This is a genomic window from Nitratireductor thuwali (assembly GCF_036621415.1).
GTDB lineage: Bacteria > Pseudomonadota > Alphaproteobacteria > Rhizobiales > Rhizobiaceae > Chelativorans > Chelativorans thuwali.
The window spans coordinates 627,615-649,034 of record NZ_CP030941.1; the positions used below are offsets into that span (position 1 = coordinate 627,615).

General features: G+C 63.7%; 20 protein-coding genes. 8 read left to right on the plus strand and 12 right to left on the minus strand.

Annotated elements, in window-relative coordinates; genetic code table 11:
* Positions 1 to 6: 6 nt before the first annotated feature.
* Positions 7 to 1,185 (plus strand): lytic murein transglycosylase, encoded by a 1,179-nt coding sequence (locus tag NTH_RS02985; RefSeq protein WP_338528609.1) that lies wholly within the window; start codon positions 7 to 9, stop codon positions 1,183 to 1,185.
* A gap of 43 nt (positions 1,186 to 1,228) precedes the next feature.
* Here NTH_RS02985 and NTH_RS02990 read toward each other — a convergent pair whose 3' ends face one another.
* Together NTH_RS02990 and NTH_RS02995 are read right to left on the minus strand one after the other, a co-directional pair.
* Positions 1,229 to 2,584 carry a cation:proton antiporter gene (locus tag NTH_RS02990; RefSeq protein WP_338528610.1) on the minus strand — a complete coding sequence of 452 codons (1,356 nt, stop codon included), beginning with the start codon at positions 2,582 to 2,584 and terminating at the stop codon, positions 1,229 to 1,231.
* A 22-nt stretch (positions 2,585 to 2,606) separates the two neighbouring features.
* Complete coding sequence (locus tag NTH_RS02995; protein WP_338528611.1) at positions 2,607 to 3,827, minus strand: alanine racemase; 1,221 nt, start codon at positions 3,825 to 3,827, stop codon at positions 2,607 to 2,609.
* Between the two features lie 164 nt (positions 3,828 to 3,991).
* On the opposite strand from NTH_RS02995, the gene NTH_RS03000 reads away from it, so the two are divergent.
* Entirely contained in the window at positions 3,992 to 4,942 is a 951-nt protein-coding gene (locus NTH_RS03000) for a DMT family transporter (RefSeq protein WP_338528612.1), read from the plus strand.
* Positions 4,943 to 5,273: 331 nt separating this feature from the next.
* Here NTH_RS03000 and metF read toward each other — a convergent pair whose 3' ends face one another.
* Both metF and NTH_RS03010 read right to left on the minus strand, forming a co-directional pair.
* Positions 5,274 to 6,194 carry a methylenetetrahydrofolate reductase [NAD(P)H] gene (gene metF, locus NTH_RS03005; RefSeq protein WP_338528613.1) on the minus strand — a complete coding sequence of 307 codons (921 nt, stop codon included), beginning with the start codon at positions 6,192 to 6,194 and terminating at the stop codon, positions 5,274 to 5,276.
* Complete coding sequence (locus tag NTH_RS03010) at positions 6,194 to 7,213, minus strand: ArsR/SmtB family transcription factor (protein ID WP_338528614.1); 1,020 nt, start codon at positions 7,211 to 7,213, stop codon at positions 6,194 to 6,196. Before NTH_RS03010 ends, metF begins: the two co-directional genes overlap by 1 nt.
* A gap of 207 nt (positions 7,214 to 7,420) precedes the next feature.
* On the opposite strand from NTH_RS03010, the gene NTH_RS03015 reads away from it, so the two are divergent.
* A complete protein-coding gene (locus tag NTH_RS03015) occupies positions 7,421 to 7,738 on the plus strand; it encodes a DUF2293 domain-containing protein (protein ID WP_338531791.1) in 318 nt (105 codons plus the stop codon).
* Positions 7,739 to 7,799: 61 nt separating this feature from the next.
* On the opposite strand, the gene NTH_RS03020 is transcribed toward NTH_RS03015, so the two are convergent.
* Both NTH_RS03020 and ettA read right to left on the minus strand, forming a co-directional pair.
* Complete coding sequence (locus tag NTH_RS03020; RefSeq protein WP_338528615.1) at positions 7,800 to 8,987, minus strand: beta-ketoacyl-ACP synthase III; 1,188 nt, start codon at positions 8,985 to 8,987, stop codon at positions 7,800 to 7,802.
* Between the two features lie 234 nt (positions 8,988 to 9,221).
* Positions 9,222 to 10,871, minus strand: a complete 1,650-nt coding sequence (gene ettA, locus NTH_RS03025) for an energy-dependent translational throttle protein EttA (protein WP_338528616.1) — start codon at positions 10,869 to 10,871, stop codon at positions 9,222 to 9,224.
* Positions 10,872 to 11,099: 228 nt separating this feature from the next.
* Here ettA and NTH_RS03030 point away from each other — a divergent pair, with 228 nt between their 5' ends.
* The 4 genes from NTH_RS03030 to NTH_RS03045 all read left to right on the plus strand — a co-directional run bounded on the left by NTH_RS03030 (position 11,100) and on the right by NTH_RS03045 (position 16,717).
* Positions 11,100 to 12,005 carry an alpha/beta hydrolase gene (locus NTH_RS03030; protein ID WP_338528617.1) on the plus strand — a complete coding sequence of 302 codons (906 nt, stop codon included), beginning with the start codon at positions 11,100 to 11,102 and terminating at the stop codon, positions 12,003 to 12,005.
* An 89-nt stretch (positions 12,006 to 12,094) separates the two neighbouring features.
* Positions 12,095 to 13,264: a CaiB/BaiF CoA transferase family protein gene (locus NTH_RS03035; protein WP_338528618.1), complete on the plus strand. Its 1,170-nt coding sequence runs from the start codon at positions 12,095 to 12,097 to the stop codon at positions 13,262 to 13,264.
* A 2-nt stretch (positions 13,265 to 13,266) separates the two neighbouring features.
* Positions 13,267 to 14,916, plus strand: a complete 1,650-nt coding sequence (locus NTH_RS03040) for a thiamine pyrophosphate-binding protein (RefSeq protein WP_338528619.1) — start codon at positions 13,267 to 13,269, stop codon at positions 14,914 to 14,916.
* A 430-nt stretch (positions 14,917 to 15,346) separates the two neighbouring features.
* Positions 15,347 to 16,717, plus strand: coding sequence for an Nramp family divalent metal transporter (locus NTH_RS03045; RefSeq protein WP_338531792.1), 1,371 nt, complete (start codon positions 15,347 to 15,349; stop codon positions 16,715 to 16,717).
* Here the strand turns inward: NTH_RS03045 and paaE are convergent, their stop codons facing one another.
* The 5 genes from paaE to paaA form a co-directional block, all read right to left on the minus strand.
* On the minus strand, positions 16,718 to 17,797 hold the full coding sequence (gene paaE, locus NTH_RS03050) for a 1,2-phenylacetyl-CoA epoxidase subunit PaaE (protein ID WP_338528620.1): 1,080 nt from the start codon (positions 17,795 to 17,797) through the stop codon (positions 16,718 to 16,720).
* Positions 17,798 to 17,804: 7 nt separating this feature from the next.
* Positions 17,805 to 18,284: a 1,2-phenylacetyl-CoA epoxidase subunit PaaD gene (gene paaD, locus NTH_RS03055; RefSeq protein ID WP_338528621.1), complete on the minus strand. Its 480-nt coding sequence runs from the start codon at positions 18,282 to 18,284 to the stop codon at positions 17,805 to 17,807.
* Positions 18,285 to 18,379: 95 nt separating this feature from the next.
* Positions 18,380 to 19,153: a 1,2-phenylacetyl-CoA epoxidase subunit PaaC gene (gene paaC / locus NTH_RS03060; RefSeq protein ID WP_338528622.1), complete on the minus strand. Its 774-nt coding sequence runs from the start codon at positions 19,151 to 19,153 to the stop codon at positions 18,380 to 18,382.
* Positions 19,153 to 19,440 carry a 1,2-phenylacetyl-CoA epoxidase subunit PaaB gene (gene paaB / locus NTH_RS03065; RefSeq protein ID WP_265518159.1) on the minus strand — a complete coding sequence of 96 codons (288 nt, stop codon included), beginning with the start codon at positions 19,438 to 19,440 and terminating at the stop codon, positions 19,153 to 19,155. The genes paaC and paaB overlap by 1 nt, the downstream gene beginning before the upstream one ends.
* Before the next feature lie 5 nt (positions 19,441 to 19,445).
* On the minus strand, positions 19,446 to 20,441 hold the full coding sequence (gene paaA, locus NTH_RS03070) for a 1,2-phenylacetyl-CoA epoxidase subunit PaaA (RefSeq protein WP_338528623.1): 996 nt from the start codon (positions 20,439 to 20,441) through the stop codon (positions 19,446 to 19,448).
* Between the two features lie 106 nt (positions 20,442 to 20,547).
* On the opposite strand from paaA, the gene NTH_RS03075 reads away from it, so the two are divergent.
* Positions 20,548 to 20,970, plus strand: coding sequence for a PaaI family thioesterase (locus tag NTH_RS03075; protein ID WP_338528624.1), 423 nt, complete (start codon positions 20,548 to 20,550; stop codon positions 20,968 to 20,970).
* A gap of 28 nt (positions 20,971 to 20,998) precedes the next feature.
* Here the strand turns inward: NTH_RS03075 and NTH_RS03080 are convergent, their stop codons facing one another.
* A complete protein-coding gene (locus NTH_RS03080) occupies positions 20,999 to 21,400 on the minus strand; it encodes a DUF2019 domain-containing protein (protein ID WP_338528625.1) in 402 nt (133 codons plus the stop codon).
* Between the last annotated feature and the right edge of the window lie 20 nt (positions 21,401 to 21,420).

The window sequence follows — 21,420 nt, forward strand, 5'->3', positions numbered from 1 at the left end:
TGAAAAATGGATTTGCGAACACCGCTTTTCGGTCTGGCGCTGGCTTTCGGCATGCCTGCCGCGGCATCAGCCCAGCAGTGCGGCGGCGATTTCGGCGCGTGGCGGGCTGGAGTCGAGGCTGAAGCAGCCAGCCAGGGCGTCGGCCAGCGCGGCCTTTCCGCGCTCAGCCAAGCCCGCCTCGACCAGAACGTGCTCAGCCGCGACCGCGCCCAAGGCGTCTTCACCCAGAATTTCCGCGAGTTCGCAGGCCGCATGATCAACGACTACCGCCTGACGCACGGCCGGGCCAACCTCCAAAAATATTCCGACACCTTTGCCCGCGCTGAAAGCGAGTTCGGCGTACCGGGTCCCGTCATCGCCTCTTTCTGGGCGCTCGAAACCGATTTCGGCGCCGTCCAAGGCGACTTCAGCACGCTCAACGCACTGGCGACGCTGGCCCATGATTGCCGCCGCCCCGAACTTTTCCGCCCGGAACTGATCGCGCTCCTGAAGCTGATCGACCAGAGCGTCGTCGACGCCGGCGTCACCGGCGCGTGGGCCGGAGAAATCGGCCAGCTTCAGATGCTGCCAACGGACTATCTGGAAAAGGGGATGGACGGCGACGGCGACGGCCGCGTCGACCTTAAAGGCAGCGCTCCCGACGCCATCCTGACCGCCGCCAGGGCCATCGGCGAACTCGGTTGGAAGCCGGGCCAGCCTTGGCTCGACGAAGTGCGCGTTCCGGCAAACCTGCCCTGGGCCGAAACGGGACTCATCTCCAGCCTTCCGCGCTCGGCGTGGTCCCGTCTCGGGGTGACCTCGCGCAGCGGCGAACCGCTTCCCGCCGACGAACTTCCGGCCCGTCTAATCCTGCCCATGGGCCACAAGGGACCGGCATTCCTGGCCTATGACAATTTCGACATCTATCTGGAATGGAACCAGTCGCTCATCTACACGCTCACCGCCGCCCACCTTGCCGCCCGGCTGGCAGGCGCGCCCGCCTTCGATCCGAGACAGCCCGAGCCCGGCCTTGAGCCGGAGGCCATGAAGCTTTTGCAGCAAAAGCTGGCCGACAGGGGATATGACGTCGGCGGCATCGACGGCATTCTGGGCCTCAACACCCGCCTTGCGGTACGCCAGGAGCAGCTTCGCCTCGGCCTGCCCGCCGATGGCTGGCCGACACCGACGCTTTTGGCGAACCTTTAGATAGAGTAGCGGCAGCTCGTGCGCCCGCTCGGGCGCACGGCAGTTACTCCCCCGCCTCCGTATCGGCCTCACGCCCCCTGGCCCTTTCCTCGGCCCGGCGCGTGCGCCATTTGCGCCACGCTTTACGCCCGGCGCGGTAGCGCGCGCGCACCCACCACAGGCCCTCTCCCACATTCTCGATCTCACCGGCATAAGCTTCCGACAGCGCCTCGCGGTAGGACGAGAAGCCGTGGACGGCGGCGCCCTCGATCCGATGCATGACGGACATCCAGGCCGGTGAGAACAGGAGTGAGATCGCAGTCACCGCGATGGCCAGCCGGTATGCGTCGGGGCTAAGGGCGCCCGCGGAAAAACCGGCTGCTGCCAGAACGAAGGAGAACTCCCCGATCTGAGCCATCGAGAGGCCGGCGACCAGCGCGGTATCGCGTTCTTGGCCGGTCAAGCGCAGCAGGAAGATGTTGAGCAGCGTCTTGGCCGCGATGACGATGACCGAGGCCACCGCCACAGTCCAGATGTTCTGCCAGATGAAGGCCAGGTCGAACAACAGGCCGATGGACAGGAAGAACACCACAACGAGCACGCTCTGTATCGGTTCGATGACGGGGATCGCCCTGCTGCGCAAAGTCGAGCCGCCCACCAGCAGGCCGGCGACGAACGCGCCATAGGCGGGCGACAGGCCGGCGAAACCGGAAATCGCGGCAGCGCCGAAGCAGGCTGCCATTGCCCCCAACGCCAGCATTTCCACATTGTCGGCAAGGAAGCCGGTGAATGGGATGCGGATCTTGCCGCGCCGCCCGAGCCACCACAGCAGTCCCGCCAGAAGCGTCACGGCAAGCACCACCTTGAGGACGATGGCCACGGGGCTTACCGCTTCTCCGCCGAGTGCTGCCACGATGATGAGCATCGGCACGACGGCGATGTCCTGCGCAATGAGAACGGCAACCGCGATCCGTCCCGCATCGCCCCGCAATTCTCCCATGTCGTCGAGCATTTTCATGGCGACGACCGTGCTGGAAAGTCCGATGATGAAACCGAGGATCACGCCTTCGGCAAGGCCGGCGCCGCCGATCCAGGCAATCGAGAGGCCGATCGCCAACGCTACCCCGAGTTGGCCCGCGGCAACGATGATCGCCGGTCTCAAGCTCAGAATGAAGGCCTTGAGCGACAGCTCGGTGCCGATGAAGAACAGGAGCATGAGAACGCCCATCTCCGCCAGCACGGAAACGCTCTCCCCGTCGCCGACAAGCCCGAGGCCGGTCGGCCCCATCACCACGCCCGCCAGTATGAAGCCCACGAGCGGCGGCTGTTTCAGGCGCATCAGCAACAGCCCGAGCCCCGCCGCCACGAGAATGACAAACGCCGTCTCCGTCAGCGGGAATGCGTTATGTGCCTGCTCCAAACCGCGCTCCCCGACAATCGCCTCAATCGGCCATCGTCTCTAGGCTGGCGAAACTTTCAGGCGCCGTGCCTTCGTCAAACGGCTTCATCACCTCCACGAATGTGTCGGGGTAAAAGCCGTTGAAATGCGTTCGCAACGAGAGCGAATAAGCTCCGATATGGCCGATCTCGATCCAGTCGCCCGTATCCACGGTTTCCGGCAGCCAAAAAGGGCGGGAGAGAATATCCACCGAATCGCAAGTCGCCCCGCACACGCGAAATGGGACAAGCTTGCCGGCATCTCCGTTGCGGCTGCGGATCGCCGGATCGGGAATGAAGCGCGCCGGCAGCGTGATTTTGCCAGTCCAGGAATCCGACAGGGAGGCCCAGATTCCGTCATTGATGTAGAGCCGCTTGCCCTTTCGCAGAAGCACCCGCACGATAAGCGAAAAGGCCCGCGCCACGATCACCCGGCCGGGCTCGGCGACCAGCGGCATTTCGTCGAAGCCCCATTCGGCGATGTCGCCTCGAAACTGGGTCATCAGCGCTTCCAGCGAAGGCATTTCCGGTTTCTTCCGATTGGGATCGTGGCCGTATTCGGCTGGAAATCCGCCGCCGACATCGAGCCCAGCCAATTCAACGCCAGCCCTACCCCGCACCCAGTCCGCCGAGACCAGCGCCCGCTCATAAGTGTCGGGATCCTCGATCTGGCTACCCACATGGAAGCAGATGCCCACTTTGAAGCCGTAGCGATTGAGCCGCTGGAGCAGTTCCACCGCGTGCGCCGGCCCTGCACCGAACTTCTTGGAAAGCTCGTAAGCGGCATGCCCCTTGGTCTGGATGCGCACGAAGACGGTGATGGAGCCGGGATCGATGTCGAGCGCACGCACCACGCGCGTCAGCTTGGTCACCTCGGCCTCGTGGTCGACGGCGATGACGCGGATGCCGTATTCCTCCAGCGCCAGCCTGATATCCGACTGCGCCTTGACCGGGTGCATGTAGAGCATCTCGGCATCCGGTGCGACAGCACGCACCGCGGCGAACTCCGCCGGGGAAGCGACGTCGAAAGCGTTGATGCCTGCCTCCGCGAGCGTTCTCAACACCAGTTCCTCGCCGTTCGTCTTGACTGCGTAGGCGACCTTGCCTGGAAACATATCCACGAATTGCCGTGCATCCGCTTTCAATACGTCGGGACGAAAGCAGTAGACCGGCACATCGGGGCGCATCTGGAGCGCTGCTTGCCTGGCCGTTTCGAATCGCTGCATGGGCTACCTCCGCTATCGGCGCAGCCTAGGGCGGGAACAGCGGGAATGGAACGCCTGAACCGGCCTGCGCGCCACAAGTCGTGCGTTTTTAGGCCAGAACCGCTTTCGGGTGGTGGCGGGGCATCCGGCGGCGTAGTCAGGTTCGACAGAAACAGGACGCCGCCATGAGCACCGAAGCACCCAGATCGTCGGCAGACCAGCTATCGCTCCAGGCATGGTCTCTGCTCATTCTGCTGGGCGTCATCTGGGGCGGCTCGTTCTTCTTCGGCCGTATCGCCGTGAGCGAGATGCCGCCGCTCGTCCTGGTCATGTTCCGCGTGACCATCGCAGCCCTGGTCCTGCAACTGTGGCTCCTGGCAAGAGGCCCCAGCTTCCGCCTTGCGCTGCCGATGGCGGCACAGTTCTTCGCGTTGGCCGTGCTCAACAACATTATCCCGTTCTCGCTGATCTTTCTCGGCCAGACGGAACTCGGCGCAGGCATCGCCGCGGTGCTCAATGCCACCACGCCATTCTGGACGGTTGTCCTCGCCAACATGCTGACCAGTGACGAAAAGCTGTCCTGGGCCAAGGTTCTGGGAATCGGATTCGGCATTGCCGGAACCTGCGTGATGATCGGTCCAGGCCTGGTAGCCGGCCTTGGCGGCCCGATCTGGGCCAAGTTGGCGCTGGTGGGCGCGGCTGTCTCCTACGCTTTCGCCTTCATATTCGCGCGGCGTTTTCGCGGCGTGCCGCCGCCGGTGATCGCAACCGGGCAATTGACGGCCTCGTCGATCATCATGGTTCCCCTCATCCTCATGACTTACAGCCCGCACGGGCTCTTTGCCGCAAGCGCCGGCGTTTGGGCCGCCGTGCTCGCGCTGGCGGTTCTCGCGACCTCATTCGCCTACATTCTGTACTTCCGGATCATAGCCCTTGCCGGCGCCACCAACGCTTCCCTGGTCACGCTGATCGTGCCCGTCACGGCTGTCCTGCTCGGAGCGCTCTTTTTAGGTGAACGGCTGCATGTCTTCGAGATCGCAGGAATGGCGTTGATCGCGCTCGGGCTCATCACCATCGACGGACGGTTTTTCCGCCTGTTGCGCGGACACCCGCCGACACTTGTTAACACAAAGTGAATCGCCGCCGATTGCCAAGCAAATTCAACCGCAAGCTGATCGAAGCCGAAACAGTTTTCCATAAGCTTGCTGCGCCGCAGCATAGAAAGCTCTTGGCAATTGTTCGCCAAAGCCTAGAATCCGGTTTCCAGTCTGCAGAGGAGGCTCAGCGCATGGGATTGACACGGCCACTGAACGCGCTCGTCATATGCGTCGCGTTCGCCTTTATCGGCGCCCTCATCATGGGCGTACTTCCCTAAGCGGCGAAAAATTCAGAACCAAGCAGAGCTGCTACAGACGACAGGAGGCCGGGGCGACCCGGCCTTTTTCACGCCGTCCGCGAGGAGGCTGTTCAGGCTGCCGCGGAGCTCAGATCGGCTGTTCCGGTCGATGGCCTGATGCCGATCATATGGGAGATGGCAAAGGGCAGCTCAGCGCGGTTCATCGTATAGAAGTGGAAATCCTCCACGCCGCGCTCCACGAGATCCAGCACCTGTTCGGCCGCCACCGCCGCGGCGACAAGCTGATGCGTGACCGGATCCTTGTCGAGGCCGCTGAAGCGCTCGGCCAGCCAGGACGGCACATTCGCGCCGCACTGGGCGGCAAAGCGCGTCATCTGCAGGAAGTTGTGGATCGGCAGGATGCCCGGCACGATCGGAATATTGATGCCGGCCCGCCGGGCGCGCTCCACGTAGCGCTCATAGACGTCATTGTCGAAGAAGAACTGGGTGATCGCCCGCTTGGCGCCATTGTCCACCTTGCGCTTCAGCATGTCGATATCGGTCGCCAAATCCGGGCTCTCCGGATGCTTCTCGGGATAGGCCGAAACCGAGACATCGAAATCGCCCTGCCGCGACAGCGCACCGACAAGATCAGCTCCGTTGGCATAGCCATTGGGATGCGGCTGGTATTTGGCACCCACGCCCTCGGCCGGATCGCCGCGCAGGGCGACGAACCGAGAAACCCCCATCCGTGCGAACTCGCCGATGACCGCGTCCACCGCCTCCCGGTCCGCATCCACGCACGTCAGATGCGCCGCCGGCGTCAGCGAGGTCTCGTCGAGAATGCGCTTGATCGTGCGTGCGGTGCGCTCGCGCGTCGAACCGCCCGCCCCGTAGGTCACCGAAACGAAAGCCGGCGCCAATGGCTCAAGGCGCTTGACCGTCTCCCACAGCTTGCGCTCCATCTCGTCCGTCTTCGGCGGGAAGAATTCGAAGGATACGCGTATGCGGCCTTCAGCCCCGGGACGGCGGGAGAAACGATACTGCGACATCAAACCAACTCCTTGACCGCGCCCGCGCGGTTTTGATCGTCCGCGATGAGAATCCGCCGGTCCTGCGCGAGCCAGAGTTTGACCGTCAGTCCGTCGGCGGCATCGCCTTCCGGCGCGAAACTGCGGGTTTCGAGGAGTTCCAGCTCCGCCTCTTGCAGCCACTCGCCGATCTGGCGGTCACCAAAGCCGAGCCGCACATGGGCATGTTCCTCGCGCAGGAATTCCAACGCATGCGGAGCGAAATCAACGATGACGAGCCTGCCCGCCGGACGCAGCAGCCTAGCCGCCTCGCGGATTGCCATTCCGGGCTCTTCCAGATAGTGCAGCACCTGATGAAGCGTCACCAGGTCGTGCGCATCCCGGTCCACCGGCGGCGCATAGACATTGCCGAGACGCACCTGTGCATGGGTGATGCCGGCACGCTCCAGCTTGGCGCGGGCGACCGCGAGCATTTCCCGCGAACGGTCGACGCCGACGCCACGCCGGTAAAGCGGCGCAAACAGCTCCAGCAGACGGCCGGTGCCGGTACCCAGATCAGCCATCGACTGAAACGGGCTCTCGCCGACCAGCGCCTTGAGCCCGGCTTCCACGGCCGCGTCGGGAACGTGGAGGGAGCGGATCTGGTCCCAGCTGTCCGCGTTGGCCGCGAAATACTCCGCCGCCTTTTCCTGCCGCCGCTGCTTGATCGCCTCCAGCCGTTCGAGATCACGATCGGTGACGGGATCCGTGCGGTCGATGCGGGCCACGACGCCATCGACGAACTCGCGGGCCGAATCGGACTCGGAGAGCCGGAAATAGGCCCACGAGCCCTCCTGGTACCGCACGATCAGATCCGCCTCCAGAAGCAGCTTGAGGTGACGCGAGACCCGCGGCTGCGACTGGTTGAGGATCTCCGTCAGATCCGAAACCGTCAGATCGCCGTGCGAAAGCAGCACGAGAATACGCAACCGGCTCGGCTCGGCCGCCGCCTTGAGGATGTCGACCATCAGGTCGAGCTGGACTGTCGGGCGGGTAAGCATCCGCTTCTCCAAAAGATATAAAGATATGTTTATATGAGAAGCGCACCCTTGGCAAGGCCGCCCCGAAGGCCAACCTCCGGGATATTGGGAATGTCGGAATGGAATTTCTGGAATCGCTGTTTTGGCTTCACCGGAACAAAAGCTGTATCGGGGATGGCAGTTCAACGCGTGCTATTACGATTCGATCGGCAACAAGGGACGAGCCGGATGCCTGCTTCTACAAACCGTCAGCGCGCCGTGGGCAAAGCCCTGACCATGCTGCTTCCGCGGGCGCCTTACGCCGACACCGAGAAAATCCGCGCCGCCGCCAATGATCGCAAGTTGCGCAATCTGCCGGCATCCATAGCGGTCTGGATCGCCACGGTCGCCCATGTGCGCCACGAGCATACCAACTACGACACGCTTTTGGCGGAGGGCTACGACCGCGACGCAGCCCGCTTCTTCGTGCTCGATGAAATCAACGAAACCCTCACGCGCTGGCGCGCCACGCGCCTGCTGGACCCGGACGACGAGGAGGCAGAATAGCGGCGGTCGCTGGCCGATCACCTTGCAACGGTCCGGGATCACCAGCCCGAGCGGTCATCCGCTACATCATGCGCAGCAGCGCGCCGCCGATGGAATAACCCGCGCCGAAGGCGCATAGCAGGCCGAAATCACCTTCATGCATGTCTTCGTGATTCTCATGGAGGGCGATGACGGCGCCTGCGGCGGCGGTATTGCCGAGCCGCTCCAGCACCGTCGGCGCACGATCCTGCCCGACATCCTTGCCGAAGGCCAGCTTCAGGATCATCGCATTCATGCGCGCATTCGCCTGGTGCAGCCAAAAGCGGCGCATCGTGTTGGGCGTATGCCCGTGCTCGGCCAGGAAATCGACGATGAACTGATGGCCAGCGACGGTCACTTCCTTGAAGACCTTGTTGCCGACCTGCTTGATCATGTTGCCTTCCATCTCGAGAAAGGAAGGATCGTCCTGGGACAGCCTGCTCAGAAAGCCGAAATTGGTGCGGATATTGTTGGAGAACTGCGTCCAGCCCCGCGTGTCGACGATCTCGAAGCGGCCCGGCCGGCTTTCCCCCTCGTCCAGCGCCTCGACCAGCATCGCCACGGAAGCATCGCCGAAGATGAAATGCGTCTGACGGTCCCGGAAGTTGAGATGACCGGTAATGAGTTCCGGCGTCACCACCAGCACCTTTCGATGCGCCCCCGCGCGCACCAGATTTGCCGCCACATGCAACGCGGCCACCGCCGACGAGCAGCCAAGGCCCATGTCGAAGGCCGCTCCGCCGGCGCCCAGGGCCTGCTGGATCTCGACGGCCAGCGCAGGATATGGCCGCTGATGGTGCGAGGCCGCGCAGATCACCAGGTCGACGTCGCCCGCATCCGCCCCGGCATGGGCCAGCGCCTTGCGCGCCGCCTTCAGCCCGAACTCCGCCATGACCGACAATTCCTCGTCGGCGCGCGCCGGGATGTTGGGCGCCATTCGTTCGGGGTCGAGGATACCCTCGCGCTCATAGACGTGCCGCCTTCTGATGCCGGAGGCGTTCACGATGAAATCGGCGTCCGAACGCGCAAGCGGCGGCTCGCCGCGCACCGCACGCGCAGCATTCTCCCGGTCAACCCAGAGGTTGAACGTCTCGACCAGTTCTTCATTCGAGATGGAGGGCTGCGGAATTTCGACGCCGATACCGCCGACACAGACATGCTGGGCACGCTGCCTGGAAGGGGTCGTCAGCGCGAAATCATGCGCACCGCGCTCGCTCGTACGCCGTAACATATTGTTTGGCCTGTTCTACACTCGTCCGGAATCATGCGCCATGGCGCAGACGTCAAGCGACCGGTTACCAGCCCCTAAAACCCGATACTATGCCGCAACGCCTAATGGAATGCGAACAAGGCGATTTCCAGTCAACTTTTGTCTGGCGAGAACACGAACACGTGTAGCCGGCAAGGCCATTGACGGCCTCGCCCGCAGCTTGCCATTGCGCCGATTGGCGCCGCCCCTGCCACGTCACCGCGTCAAAGGCTTGTAGGTCACCCGCTTCGGATTGACGCTTTCCGGCCCCAGCCGGCGCACCTTGTCGGCCTCGTAGTCTTCGAAGTTGCCCTCGAACCATTCTACATGGCTGTCGCCCTCGAAGGCCAGGATATGGGTGGCCAGGCGGTCGAGGAACATGCGGTCATGCGAGATGATGACGGCGCAGCCGGCGAAATTCTCCAGCGCGTCTTCCAGCGCGGCCAGCGTCTCCGTGTCGAGGTCGTTGGTCGGCTCGTCGAGCAGCAGCACGTTGCCGCCCTCCTTCAACAGCTTTGCCATGTGCACGCGATTGCGCTGACCACCCGAAAGGGTGCCCACCTTCTGCTGCTGATCGCCGCCCTTGAAATTGAAGGATGAGCAATAGGCCCGGCTGTTGATCTCGTATTTGCCCAGCTTGAGGATGTCATTACCGCCCGAAATCTCTTCCCACACGGTCTTGTCCGGATTGAGGGAGTCGCGGCTCTGGTCGACATAGCCGAGCTTGACCGTTTCGCCGATGCGGATTTTGCCGTCATCGGGCTCTTCCTGACCTGTCAGCATGCGGAACAGCGTCGTCTTGCCGGCACCGTTGGGCCCGATCACGCCGACGATGCCGCCGGGCGGCAGCTTGAAGGAAAGGTCGTCTATCAGCAGATGGTCGCCATAGGCCTTGGTCAGCCCCTCTGCCTCGATCACCACATCGCCGAGCCGCTCGCCGGCGGGAATGATGATCTGCGCATCGCCGGGGCGCCGATCGGCGGCCGACCGGACCAACTCGTCGTAAGCCCGGATGCGCGCCTTCGATTTGGCCTGGCGCGCCTTCGGGCTGGCGGCCATCCACTCACGCTCGCGCTCCAGCGCCTTCTGCCGCGAGGCCTCCTCGCGACCTTCCTGCTTCATCCGCTTGGCCTTGGCTTCCAGATAGGCCGTATAGTTGCCCTCGTAGGGGATACCCCGCCCGCGGTCGAGTTCCAGAATCCAGCCCGTCACATTGTCGAGGAAGTAGCGATCATGGGTGATGATCATCACCGCGCCGGGATATTCGCGCAGGTGCCGTTCGAGCCACGCGGTCGTTTCAGCATCCAGATGGTTCGTCGGCTCGTCGAGCAGCAGAAGATCCGGCTGCCGCAGGAGAAGCTGGCAAAGCGCCACCCGACGCTTCTCGCCGCCCGAAAGATTGACGACATTGGCATCGGCCGGCGGGCAACGCAGGGCCTCCATGGCCATTTCCACCTGGGAATCCAGATCCCACAGGTTCTGGCTGTCGATCTTATCCTGTAGCGCGGAAGCTTCCTCGGCCGTTTCATCCGAGTAGTTCATCATCAGTTCGTTGTAGCGGTCGAGGATCGCCTTCTTGTGCGCGACGCCTTCCATCACGTTCCCCATCACGTCAAGCGCCGGATCGAGTTGTGGCTCCTGGGGCAGGTAGCCGCAAGTCGCCCCCTCGGCGAGCCAGGCTTCGCCGGTGAACTCCTTGTCGATCCCGGCCATGACGCGCAGAACGGTCGACTTGCCCGCGCCATTGGGTCCAAGGATGCCGATCTTGGCGTCTGGGTAGAAAGAAAGATGAATGTTCTCCAGCACCTTCTTGGCGCCGTAGGCTTTGTTCAGCCCGGACATGTGGTAGATGAATTGGCGTGCCATGAGGCTCGTCGCGCTCCGTGGATGAGGGGTGAATAGTCAATGGTGTATAGTCGGTGCGCTGCGAAGGGCGGAAGGTAAGCCGCCGCGCATGATCATCAACTATTCAGCATCCACCATTCACCATATGGATTTCGCCCGCGTATGTAGGCGAAAGGCAAGCTCGGAGCAATGCGCCTCGGCACCTTCAACAGGAGACGTCCCCCCTTGCCCTTCGGCGCCCCCAAAACCTTGTCCACATCAGACGGCGCGCGGATCGCGCTTTATGTACAGCCCGCCCAGGGCAGGCCGCGCGCCGTCGTGCAGATCAATCACGGCCTCGCCGAGCATGCACGCCGCTACGCGCGCTTTGCCGACTTTCTCGCTGGGAAAGGCTTCTACGTCTACGCGCACGATCACCGTGGCCACGGGGCGACCCGCGCGCCGGGCGCGCCCAGAGGTTCGTTCGGGCCGAGCCCGGCCGCCGAAACGATCGTTGCCGATGTCCTTGCCGTCCACGGGGCCATCACGGCCGACCATCCTGGCCTTCCGGTCATCCTCTTCGGCCATTCGATGGGCGCACAGATCGCGCTCAACTTCCTTTCCGCCCATCCCGAGCGCTGCGCCGGGGCGGCCATCTGGAACGCTCCGCTCGCCACCGCGCTGGAAGCCAGGGCCGGAAAGCTGGTACTCGCCTGGGAGCGTTTCAGGCTGGGGTCCGACGTCCCCTCGCGCATCATGCCCCATTTCACCTTCTCCGCCTGGGCCAGGGCCATACCCAACGCCGCCACCCCCTTCGACTGGCTGTCACGCGATCCGGAGGAGGTGCGTAAATGTGTCGAGGACCCCGATTGCGGATGGCTGCCCACGGTCGGCATGTGGCGAGACGTCTTCGACTTCAATCTCAAGATCGCAGCCGCCGACGCCTTCGCGCAGGTGCCTCGAACCATGCCGATCCAGCTTGTGGGCGGCGGCGCGGACCCTTCCACCAAGGGTGGCGCCATCATGCGCCGCCTCGAAAAGCGCCTGCGCCGGGAGGGCTTTTCGAATCTGGAAACAAGGATTTACGAGCAGGCCCGCCACGAAACTCTCAACGAGATCAACCGCGAGGAGGCAATGGCCGATTTCGCCGGTTGGGCCAAGAAAATCGCAGGCTGAGGCTCAATTCGCGCTTTCGTCCGCCGCTGGCCGGGCGCCCCGGCATTTGATAGGCACTCACTGACCGTTTCACCAAAGGCATATCCGCAATGTCGCATCCACCGCTAAAGGGCATTCGCGTCGTCGAACTGGCCCGCATTCTCGCCGGCCCCTGGGCCGGCCAGGCGCTGGCCGACCTGGGCGCCGACGTCATAAAGGTGGAGAACCCGGATGGCGGCGACGACACCCGCAAATGGGGGCCGCCTTTCGTCGAGGGGGCTGCAGGCGAAAACCTTTCCGCCGCCTATTACCATTCAACAAACCGCGGCAAGCGCTCCATCGCATTGGACTTCCGCCAGGAGGAAGGGCGGCAATCCCTGCTGAAGCTGATCGCCACGGCCGACGTGCTGATCGAGAATTTCAAGGTCGGCGGGCTCAGGAAATACGGCCTCGACTACGAGACCCTGAGGAAAACCAATCCGCGCCTCGTCTATTGCTCGATCACCGGCTTCGGGCAGACGGGGCCTTACGCCTCGCGCGCGGGCTATGATTTCATCATCCAGGGCATGTCCGGCCTCATGTCGATAACAGGCGCGCCGGGCGGCGAGCCGCAGAAGGTCGGGGTGGCCGTCAGTGACCTCTTCACCGGCCTCTACTCGGTCATCGCGATCCAGGCGGCGCTGCGCCATGCCGAAGCCACGGGCGAAGGCCAGCATATCGACATGGCGCTGTTCGACAGCCAGATATCGGTTCTCGCCAACCAGGCGCTGAATTATCTCGTCTCGGGCCAGCCGCCGGTGCAGATGGGCAACGCCCATATGAACATCGCTCCCTACGAGGTGCTGCCGGTCAAGAACGGCCACATCATCCTCGCGGTCGGCAATGACGGGCAGTTCCAGCGCTTTTGCCGCATCGTCGGGCTCGACGGCCTGCCGGACGACGAACGCTTCGCCACAAATCCGGCCCGCGTCGCAAACCGCCAGGCGCTGCGGGAAAGTCTGGTCGCCTGCCTGGCCGATTGGGAAAAGGCCGAGCTTCTCGGCCTGCTCGACGCCAATGCGGTGCCGGCGAGCCCCATCAACAATATCGCGGAAACGTTCAACGATCCCCAGACGCTTGCGCGCGGCATGAAACTGGAGCTCGACGACGGCCACGGCACGGCGCTCCCGTCTGTACGCGCGCCCATGGTCTTTTCCGGCACGCCGCTCGCCTACGGACGACCGAGCCCGCGGCTGGGCGAACACACGAACGAGATCCTGGCGGAACTGGAAGAGGACTAGTCATGAAAACGGGCGGGCAACTGATCGTCGAAGCGCTGGAAGTCAACGGTGTCGACCGCATCTACAGCGTGCCGGGCGAAAGCTATCTGGCCGTGCTCGACGCCCTGCACGATTCGGGAATCCGCAACATCGTCTGCCGCCAGGAAGGCGGTGCTGCGATGATGGCCGATTGTCACGGAAGGCTGACCGGCAGGCCCGGCATCTGCTTCGTCACACGCGGCCCCGGCGCCACCAACGCCTCGCCCGGCGTCCACATCGCCGCGCAAGACTCCAACCCGATGATCCTGTTCATCGGCCAGGTGGCACGCGGCATAAAGGAACGCGAGGCCTTCCAGGAAGTCGACTACAAGGCGTTTTATGGCTCCATCGCCAAATGGGTGGTCGAGATCGACGATGCAGGCCGCATCCCCGAACTGGTCACCCGCGCCTTTGCCGTCGCCACCTCCGGCCGGCCTGGGCCCGTGGTCGTTTCGCTGCCGGAAGACATGCTGACCGACATGGTGCAAGCCCCGGCTCCCCTGCCCTTCACCCCGGTCGAGACCGCGCCCGGCGAAGAGGAGATCGCCGCCCTGCGCGATCTTCTGGGAAACGCCCGGCGGCCCTTTGTGATCCTGGGCGGCACGCGCTGGACGGAGGCGGCGGTGAAGCAGACATGCGCAGCGCTGGAACGCTGGGCGCTGCCAGCCGGATGCTCCTTCCGCCGCCAAGCGCTCTGCGACCAGTTGCACCCTTCCTATGCCGGGGATATCGGCATCGGCGTCAACCCGAAGATCAGCCAATACATCAAGGACGCCGACGTCGTGCTCCTCATCGGATGCCGCTTCGGCGAAATGCCGTCCTCCGACTACACGCTGCTCAAAAGCCCCTACCCCGACCAGAAGCTGGTTCACGTCTATCCCGATCCGCACGAGCTTGGCCGCGTCTACCGTCCGACGCTTGCCATCAATGCGACGCCGGCGGCCTTTGCTGGCGCCTTCTCCCGCCTTGCGCCGTCCGCCGCTCCTGCCTGGGCTGACCGGACCGCGGAACTGCATCAAGCCTATCTCGATTGGTCCACGCCGCCCGAAAAAGGCATCGGCAATGTGCATATGGGCCGCATCATGGCCTGGCTCGAGGAGAAGCTGCCGGAAGACGCCGTCGTCTGTAACGGCGCGGGCAATTACGCGACCTGGGTCCACCGTTATCACCGCTTCCGCCGCTACAATACCCAGGCCGCCCCCACCTCCGGCTCCATGGGCTACGGAACGCCCGCGGCCGTGGCCGCCAAGGATCTTTTTCCCGAGCGCGAAGTCATAGCCTTTGCCGGCGACGGCTGCTTCATGATGAACGGCCAGGAATTCGCCACCGCCATGCAATACAGCCTGCCCATCATCGTCATCGTCGTCAACAACGGCACCTTCGGCACGATCCGCATGCACCAGGAGCGCGAATATCCCGGCCGCGTCTCAGGCACGGACCTGAAGAACCCGGATTTCGCAGCCCTCGCCCGCGCCTATGGCGGCCATGGCGAGACAGTCGAGGAAACCGCCGATTTCGCCCCCGCCTTCGAGCGCGCTCGCGCCAGCGGCAAGCCGGCCCTTATCGAGATCAAGCTGGACGCGGAAGCGATAACGCCGACCAAGACGCTGACGGAGATCAGGGAGAAGCGGTAGAAGGGCCGGCAGAGCCGGCGGAGCAATTCCAGGAAAAGTGGAAGCCGGTTTTCCGTCCGCAACTGCGTAAGACCAAGACGGCTGGATCCGTTCAGCGCTTCTGTGAAACGACGAACTGATTTAGCTGCTGGAACGCGCCCCAAGCGCAGCACCAATCCCGGCGCCGACGGCAATGCCGACACCAAGGCCCGCCGCGAGATCGTCGAACGCTGCTCCCAGAGCGGCCCCGATGCCTATGCCTGTGGCGATCCACACGCCTATGGAAGAGAAACGCCTGTCCATGATCTGAAAACATGGCAGCCAACCTCCAAATTACAAGGCGGTTCGCCGCTGCGGTGCTGCGTCGATGCTCACACTTGCGCATCGTCTTCCCATTCGCTAACGCACTTGAAAATCATTTGCAAAAAGCGATTTCATCGTGCTCAAGCGCATTGCATCCGAAGTACCTTTAGACACAGAACAAAACAGCGGCTGGCGGAACGCCCGCGGCGAAGCCTCGCTCGCCGACGTTCATCGCAGCATCGCAGTGCGGCCAATGGCAGGCCGCATGCGCCGCTTCGCAGCTTTCGTCGGTCCGGGCTACCTGGTCGCCGTCGGCTATATGGATCCCGGCAACTGGGCGACCTCCATCGCCGGCGGATCACGGTTCGGCTATACGCTTCTGGCCGTCGCCCTTGTCTCCAACATCATGGCGATCGTCCTGCAGAGCCTCTGCGCTCGATTGGCCATCGCCAGCGGGCGCGACCTCGCCCAGGCCTGCCGCGACGCCTATCCACGCTGGACCTCCTATCCATTGTGGCTGCTCGCAGAGATCGCCATCATCGCCACCGATATCGCCGAGGTGGTGGGCACGGCCATCGGCTTCAATCTCATCTTCGGCCTGCCGCTTGAGATAGGCGTTGCGGTCACCGCGCTTGATGTATTCCTGATCCTCTACCTGCAGCGCATCGGTTTTCGCTATCTGGAAGCGCTGGTGATGGCCTTGCTGGCGGTCATCACACTCTGCTTTGCCGTTCAGATCGGCTTGGCCGATCCCGAATGGGGTGCGGTCATCCGAGGTTTTGCGCCGACCACCGAGATCGTCGCCAACCCGGAAATGCTTTATCTAGCCCTCGGCATTCTCGGTGCCACCGTCATGCCGCACAATCTCTACCTGCACTCGGCCATCGTGCAGACCCGCGCCTGGGGCTCGAGCGAAGCGGAAAAGCGCGAGGCGCTGCGTTTCGCCACCATCGACTCCACCGCCGCGCTCATGTTCGCGCTTTTCATCAACGCGGCGATCCTGATCCTCGCCGCAGCGGTTTTCCATAGCTCCGGACGCACGGAAATCGCCGAGATCGGCGAGGCGCACACGCTGCTTGTCCCGCTCCTCGGCTCCGCCCTCGCCCCCGTGCTGTTCGGCATAGCGCTGTTATGCAGCGGCCTCAATTCCACGGTTACGGCGACCCTTGCCGGCCAGGCAGTCATGGAAGGCTTCATAAACATGCGGGTGCGCCCGTGGCTCAGGCGGCTGGTCACGCGCGCCATCGCCATCGTGCCTGCGGTGATCGCTACCGTCTACTACGGTGAAGGCGGAACGGGAAAGCTGCTGATCCTGACGCAGGTCGCCTTGAGCCTTCAGCTTTCCTTCGCCGTGGTCCCGCTCGTGCAATTCACCGCCGACCGGCGCAAGATGGGCGCCCTGACCGCGCCCGCCTGGCTGGCCGCCACGGCAAGCCTCATCGCCCTCATCATCATTGTCCTGAATGCCAAGCTGGTGATGGACTTCGCAGCGTCCGGTTTCGACACAAGCGTGCTTTGATCACGCCGCGTCGAAGTCGAGAACCAGCTTCTTTGCCGTCGGGCGAGTCTGGCAGGCGAGCGTGAAACCCGCCTCGACCTCCCACGGTTCGAGGGAGAAGTTCACGGCCATCTCCGACGCCCCTTCCACCACGCGGCAGCGGCAAGTGCAGCACATGCCCCCCGCGCAGGAATAGGGCAGTTCGATGCCCGCCTTGTGCGCCGCGTCCAGCACCGTGCCATCGGCATCCCGCATGGCAAAGCTGCGCCTGACGCCGTCGAGCACCACTTCGATGGCCACGCCTTCCTCGACAGCCGCACGCGCGGCCTTCGATGCCTTGCGCGGCATCGGCGCGTCGCCCGAAGGCGTGAAGCGCTCGAAGCGGATGCGGTCGCGTTCGACGCCCATCTCCGCAAGAACGCCCGACACCGCGTCGATCATCTCGCCCGGTCCGCACAGGAATACGCCGTCAGCCTGAAGCGGCTCTATCAGCCCGCCCGCGGCCAGCGCCCGCACCTTGGCGGCATCGATGCGTCCGTTGAGAAGCTCCACGTCCTGCGTCTCCCGCGACAGGAGATGGACCAGCGTGAAACGCTGCAGATAGCGGTCCTTCAGGTCGTTCAGCTCTTCCAGAAACATGATGGTCTCGGTCGAGCGGTTGCCATAGACCAGCGTGATCGTGCTGTCCTTCTCATGCGAAAGCACGGTGCGGGCGATGGAAAGCATCGGCGTGATGCCGGAACCGGCCGCGAACAGCAGGTAATCGTGCCGCTCCCCCTTCAGCGCCGTGAACCGCCCCTGCGGCGGCATCACCCGGATCGTGTCGCCTACCGATAGCTCTTCATTGACGAAGGTGGAAAAGCGTCCGTCCGCGACCTTTTTCACGCCGACGCGCAAATGCGGATCGCCCGGCGCCGAGCAGATCGAATAGGAGCGCCGCGCCTCATGGCCATCTATGTCGGTGGAAAGTGTCAGATATTGCCCCGGCGTGAAAGCAAACTCCTTGGCGCAGTCTTCCGGCACTTCGAACGCGATCGCCACCGCATCGGGCGTCTGGCGCTCTATCTCGGCCACCTTCAACTCGTGAAAACGCGGGACCATCGCCACCTCAGATGCATTTGAAATAGTCGAACGGCTCATGGCAGGCCTCGCAGCGGTAAAGCGCCTTGCAGGCCGTCGAGCCGAACTCGGAGATACGTGCGGTCTCGCCGGAGCCGCAGCGCGGACATGCGACCTCGGTTTCTCCGAACAGGGCACGGATGGAGTTAGATGCCTTGGCGGGCGGCGCGATGCCATAGTCCCGCAGCTTCTCACGCCCCTCCGGAGTGATCCAATCCGTCGTCCAGGCGGGCGAGACGACGCGCTCCACGCGCGGCTCGAAACCCGCGTCGCGCAGCGCCGCCTCCACCGCCAGTTCGATGGCCAGCACAGCCGGGCAGCCGGTATAGGTGGGCGTGAGCCTGGCAATCGCCGTGTCGCCGTCGACCTCCACCGAGCGCAATATGCCAAGATCTTCGATGGTAACGACCGGGATTTCCGGATCGACGACGGAAGCTGCGGCACGATAGGCACGCTGCCCCTCTTCCACCGGGCGGCACCAACCAGGGTCGGGCCGCGGGTCTCGACCCGTCCTGCGTACCCCCGTGGACGGGGAGAAGGAGGTCATTGTCCCCGTCTCGCCCATCACCAAGCCGCTCCCGGGTAGCTGCGCTGCATGAACTGCAACTCCGCCAGCAAAAATCCCACCGCCTCGCCATGCAGACCGCGCCGGCCTCCGGTCTGCGTGAAGGGCGCTTCCACCCATTCAAGCCCGGCTTCCGCAAAGATCGGCCCCACGATAGCGTCGAAGCGGGGACGCAGGCTTGCAGGCTCCGGCGCAATGCCTGCCTCGGCCACCGCCTTCGTCACGTCGTCGCTCTCGAAAAGCTCGCCCACGTAAGGCGCCAGTGCCTCCACCGCCGCCTTCATGCGCCGCGTGCTTTCTTCCGTGCCGTCGCCCAACCGCACAACCCATTCGCCCGCATGACGGATATGGTAGGCCACCTCCTTCACCGCCTTGCCGGCGATGCCGCGCAGCGTCTCATCGGTCGAGTTCAGCATGGTTTCCCACATGGGTTCCATGAACGCTGCGAAATAGAGCTGGCGCAGCATGGTGTGGGCGAAGTCGCCATTCTCGCGCTCCGCCATCAGGCAATTCGTATATTCCCGTTCGCGGCGCAGATAGGCCAGAGCGTCCTCGTCGCGTCCCCTGCCTTCCACCGCGCCCGCATACTGATACAGCACCCGCGCCTGCCCGATCAGGTCGAGCGCCATGTTCGGCATCGCGAGGTCTTCCTCCAGCATCGGCGCATGGCCGCACCATTCAGAAAGCCGGTGGCCGAGAATCAGATGATCGTCGGCAAGCCGCAGAACGAATGCGGCAAGCTCTTCCCGCGAGATCGTACCGGCGCCCGCCATCACATGTGCCCCACATCGTCGGGAATGTCGTAGAAGGTCGGGTGGCGGTAGACCTTGGAAAGCGCCGGCTCGAAATTCTCGTCCTTGTTTTCCGGGTCCGACGCCGTGATGGCCGAAGACGGCACGACCCATATGGAGGTGCCCTCGCCGCGCCGCGTATAGACGTCGCGGGCCGCCTGCAGCGCCATCACCTCGTCGGCCGCGTGCACCGAACCGCAATGCTTGTGCGCCAGCCCGTTACGCGGGCGGATGAAGACTTCCCAAAGGGGGATCTGGTTCTTAGGCATGTCGTTCACTCCGCCGCCATTTTCGCGGCCGCGCGTCGCGCCTTGCGTTTCTCGGCATGGGCCAGGGCCGCCTCGCGCACCCATGCGCCCTCGTCCCAGGCCTTCCTGCGCGCCTCGATACGCTGCCGGTTCATCGGTCCGCCGCCCTTGACCACACGCCAGAACTCGTCCCAGTCGATGGTGCCGAAATCGTAGCCGCCCTTCTCTTCGTTCCATTTTAGTTCGGGATCGGGAATCTTGAGCCCGATGAACTCGGCCTGCGGCACCGTCGCATCGACGAATTTCTGGCGCAGTTCATCGTTAGTGAAGCGCTTGATCTTCCACTTCATCGACTGGTCGCCGTGCTGGCTTTCCGAATCGTGCGGCCCGAACATCATCAAGGAAGGCCACCACCAGCGGTCCAGCGCGTCCTGCGCCATTTCCTTCTGGTCGTCGCTGCCCCGCGCAAGCGTCATCATGATCTCGTAGCCCTGGCGCTGGTGGAAGCTCTCCTCCTTGCATACGCGGATCATCGCCCGCGCATAGGGTCCGTAAGAGCAGCGGCACAGCGGGATCTGGTTCATGATCGCCGCCCCGTCGACCAGCCAGCCGATGGCCCCGATATCGGCCCAGGTGGGCGTGGGATAGTTGAAGATGGAGGAATACTTGGCCTTGCCGGACAAAAGCTCCTCGGTCATCTGCTCGCGCGAAACGCCCAGCGTCTCGGCGGCGGAATAAAGATAGAGCCCGTGCCCGCCCTCATCCTGCACCTTGGCCAGCAGCGCGGCCTTGCGGCGCAGCGACGGCGCGCGCGTGATCCAGTTGCCCTCCGGCAGCATGCCGACGATTTCCGAATGCGCGTGCTGGCCGATCTGGCGCACGAGCGTCTTGCGATAGCCGTCCGGCATCGGGTCGTTGGGCTCGATCTTCTCCTCGGCGTCGATGCGCGCCTGGAAGGCGGCGAGAAAGGCCTCGTCCTCGCCCGTATCGGTCTTCGCCCCGATAAGCCCTTGGCTATACATGGCTTCTCCTCCATCCTCGCGCCACGCCGTTGGCGCACATCAAATATGTAACAAAAAAACATGAAACATGCAATATTTCGTAACGCATTTTAGGGCGAGGACCAATATGAGCAACACGACGACACCACTGGAAACCGCGAATGAGACACTCGCCGCCGTCTTTGCCCCATGGATCAAGGCAATGCGGCTGGAGGCGGTGGCGATGGACGCCACGGGCGGCGATTTCCGCCTGCCGGAAAACGGCGATCTCGTCCACGCCGGCGGCATCATCTGCGGCCAGGCGACCGCGTCCGCCGCCGACACCTGCGCCGTTGCGGCCCTTTCAGCCGCCAACGGCCGCTTCCGCCCCGTCACCACGGTCGACCTGACCACCCATTTCATCCGCCCGCTGAAACCCGGCCCGGTGGACATCCGCGTGGAAGTCCTGTCGAATGGCAGGCGCATGGCCTATGTGCGGGTGGAAATGCGGGCGGAAGGGGATGAGCGCGTCGCCTTCACGGCGACGGGGGCTTACGCGTATCTGGAGTGAGGTGCCGCTACTTCGACGATCATCACTCTCAATCCTCACCTTTCGGCGGCAGATGCGCGTCTATGACGGTAATGCCCTCATCCATCGCCCACAGCGACATGCCAGCGTCTCCGGCTTGCGGACCCCACTTCGACGCGGCAATCTGCTCCAGCAAAGCACGTGCCTGCCGCATATCGATGGCCCGCGTCGACTTCGCCGCATTGAGTCGAACCTGCATGTTCGGGTGGTCGTAAAGCGTCATCAACAACCGTCTTTGATCACCCGGGCGAGATCGGAGTTCGACTTCAACCGCCACTTTGTCCTTGTAGAGCGCATTATATCTGCTGATCTCGTTTCCAAGCAGCGCATCGTCCTGTGCAACGCCAATATCGGCGAAGCGCTCGACCAGTTGCTCGCTTGTCAATGTCGCTAAGTTCACGTGCCTGTTCATGGGTTCCGCACTCCGTGTCC

Excerpts from the sequence above, each read along its gene's own strand:
- paaB (WP_265518159.1), bottom strand. The coding sequence starts at position 19,440 with ATGCCTAAGAACCAGATCCCCCTTTGGGAAGTCTTCATCCGCCCGCGT.
- NTH_RS02985 (WP_338528609.1), top strand. The coding sequence starts at position 7 with ATGGATTTGCGAACACCGCTTTTCGGTCTGGCGCTGGCTTTCGGCATG.
- paaE (WP_338528620.1), bottom strand. The coding sequence starts at position 17,797 with ATGGTCCCGCGTTTTCACGAGTTGAAGGTGGCCGAGATAGAGCGCCAG.
- NTH_RS03080 (WP_338528625.1), bottom strand. The coding sequence starts at position 21,400 with ATGAACAGGCACGTGAACTTAGCGACATTGACAAGCGAGCAACTGGTC.
- paaC (WP_338528622.1), bottom strand. The coding sequence starts at position 19,153 with ATGGCGGGCGCCGGTACGATCTCGCGGGAAGAGCTTGCCGCATTCGTT.
- NTH_RS03010 (WP_338528614.1), bottom strand. The coding sequence starts at position 7,213 with ATGCTTACCCGCCCGACAGTCCAGCTCGACCTGATGGTCGACATCCTC.
- NTH_RS03075 (WP_338528624.1), top strand. The coding sequence starts at position 20,548 with ATGAGCAACACGACGACACCACTGGAAACCGCGAATGAGACACTCGCC.
- NTH_RS03000 (WP_338528612.1), top strand. The coding sequence starts at position 3,992 with ATGAGCACCGAAGCACCCAGATCGTCGGCAGACCAGCTATCGCTCCAG.
- NTH_RS03035 (WP_338528618.1), top strand. The coding sequence starts at position 12,095 with ATGTCGCATCCACCGCTAAAGGGCATTCGCGTCGTCGAACTGGCCCGC.
- paaA (WP_338528623.1), bottom strand. The coding sequence starts at position 20,441 with ATGTATAGCCAAGGGCTTATCGGGGCGAAGACCGATACGGGCGAGGAC.
- ettA (WP_338528616.1), bottom strand. The coding sequence starts at position 10,871 with ATGGCACGCCAATTCATCTACCACATGTCCGGGCTGAACAAAGCCTAC.
- metF (WP_338528613.1), bottom strand. The coding sequence starts at position 6,194 with ATGTCGCAGTATCGTTTCTCCCGCCGTCCCGGGGCTGAAGGCCGCATA.
- NTH_RS02995 (WP_338528611.1), bottom strand. The coding sequence starts at position 3,827 with ATGCAGCGATTCGAAACGGCCAGGCAAGCAGCGCTCCAGATGCGCCCC.
- NTH_RS03040 (WP_338528619.1), top strand. The coding sequence starts at position 13,267 with ATGAAAACGGGCGGGCAACTGATCGTCGAAGCGCTGGAAGTCAACGGT.
- NTH_RS03015 (WP_338531791.1), top strand. The coding sequence starts at position 7,421 with ATGCCTGCTTCTACAAACCGTCAGCGCGCCGTGGGCAAAGCCCTGACC.
- NTH_RS03020 (WP_338528615.1), bottom strand. The coding sequence starts at position 8,987 with ATGTTACGGCGTACGAGCGAGCGCGGTGCGCATGATTTCGCGCTGACG.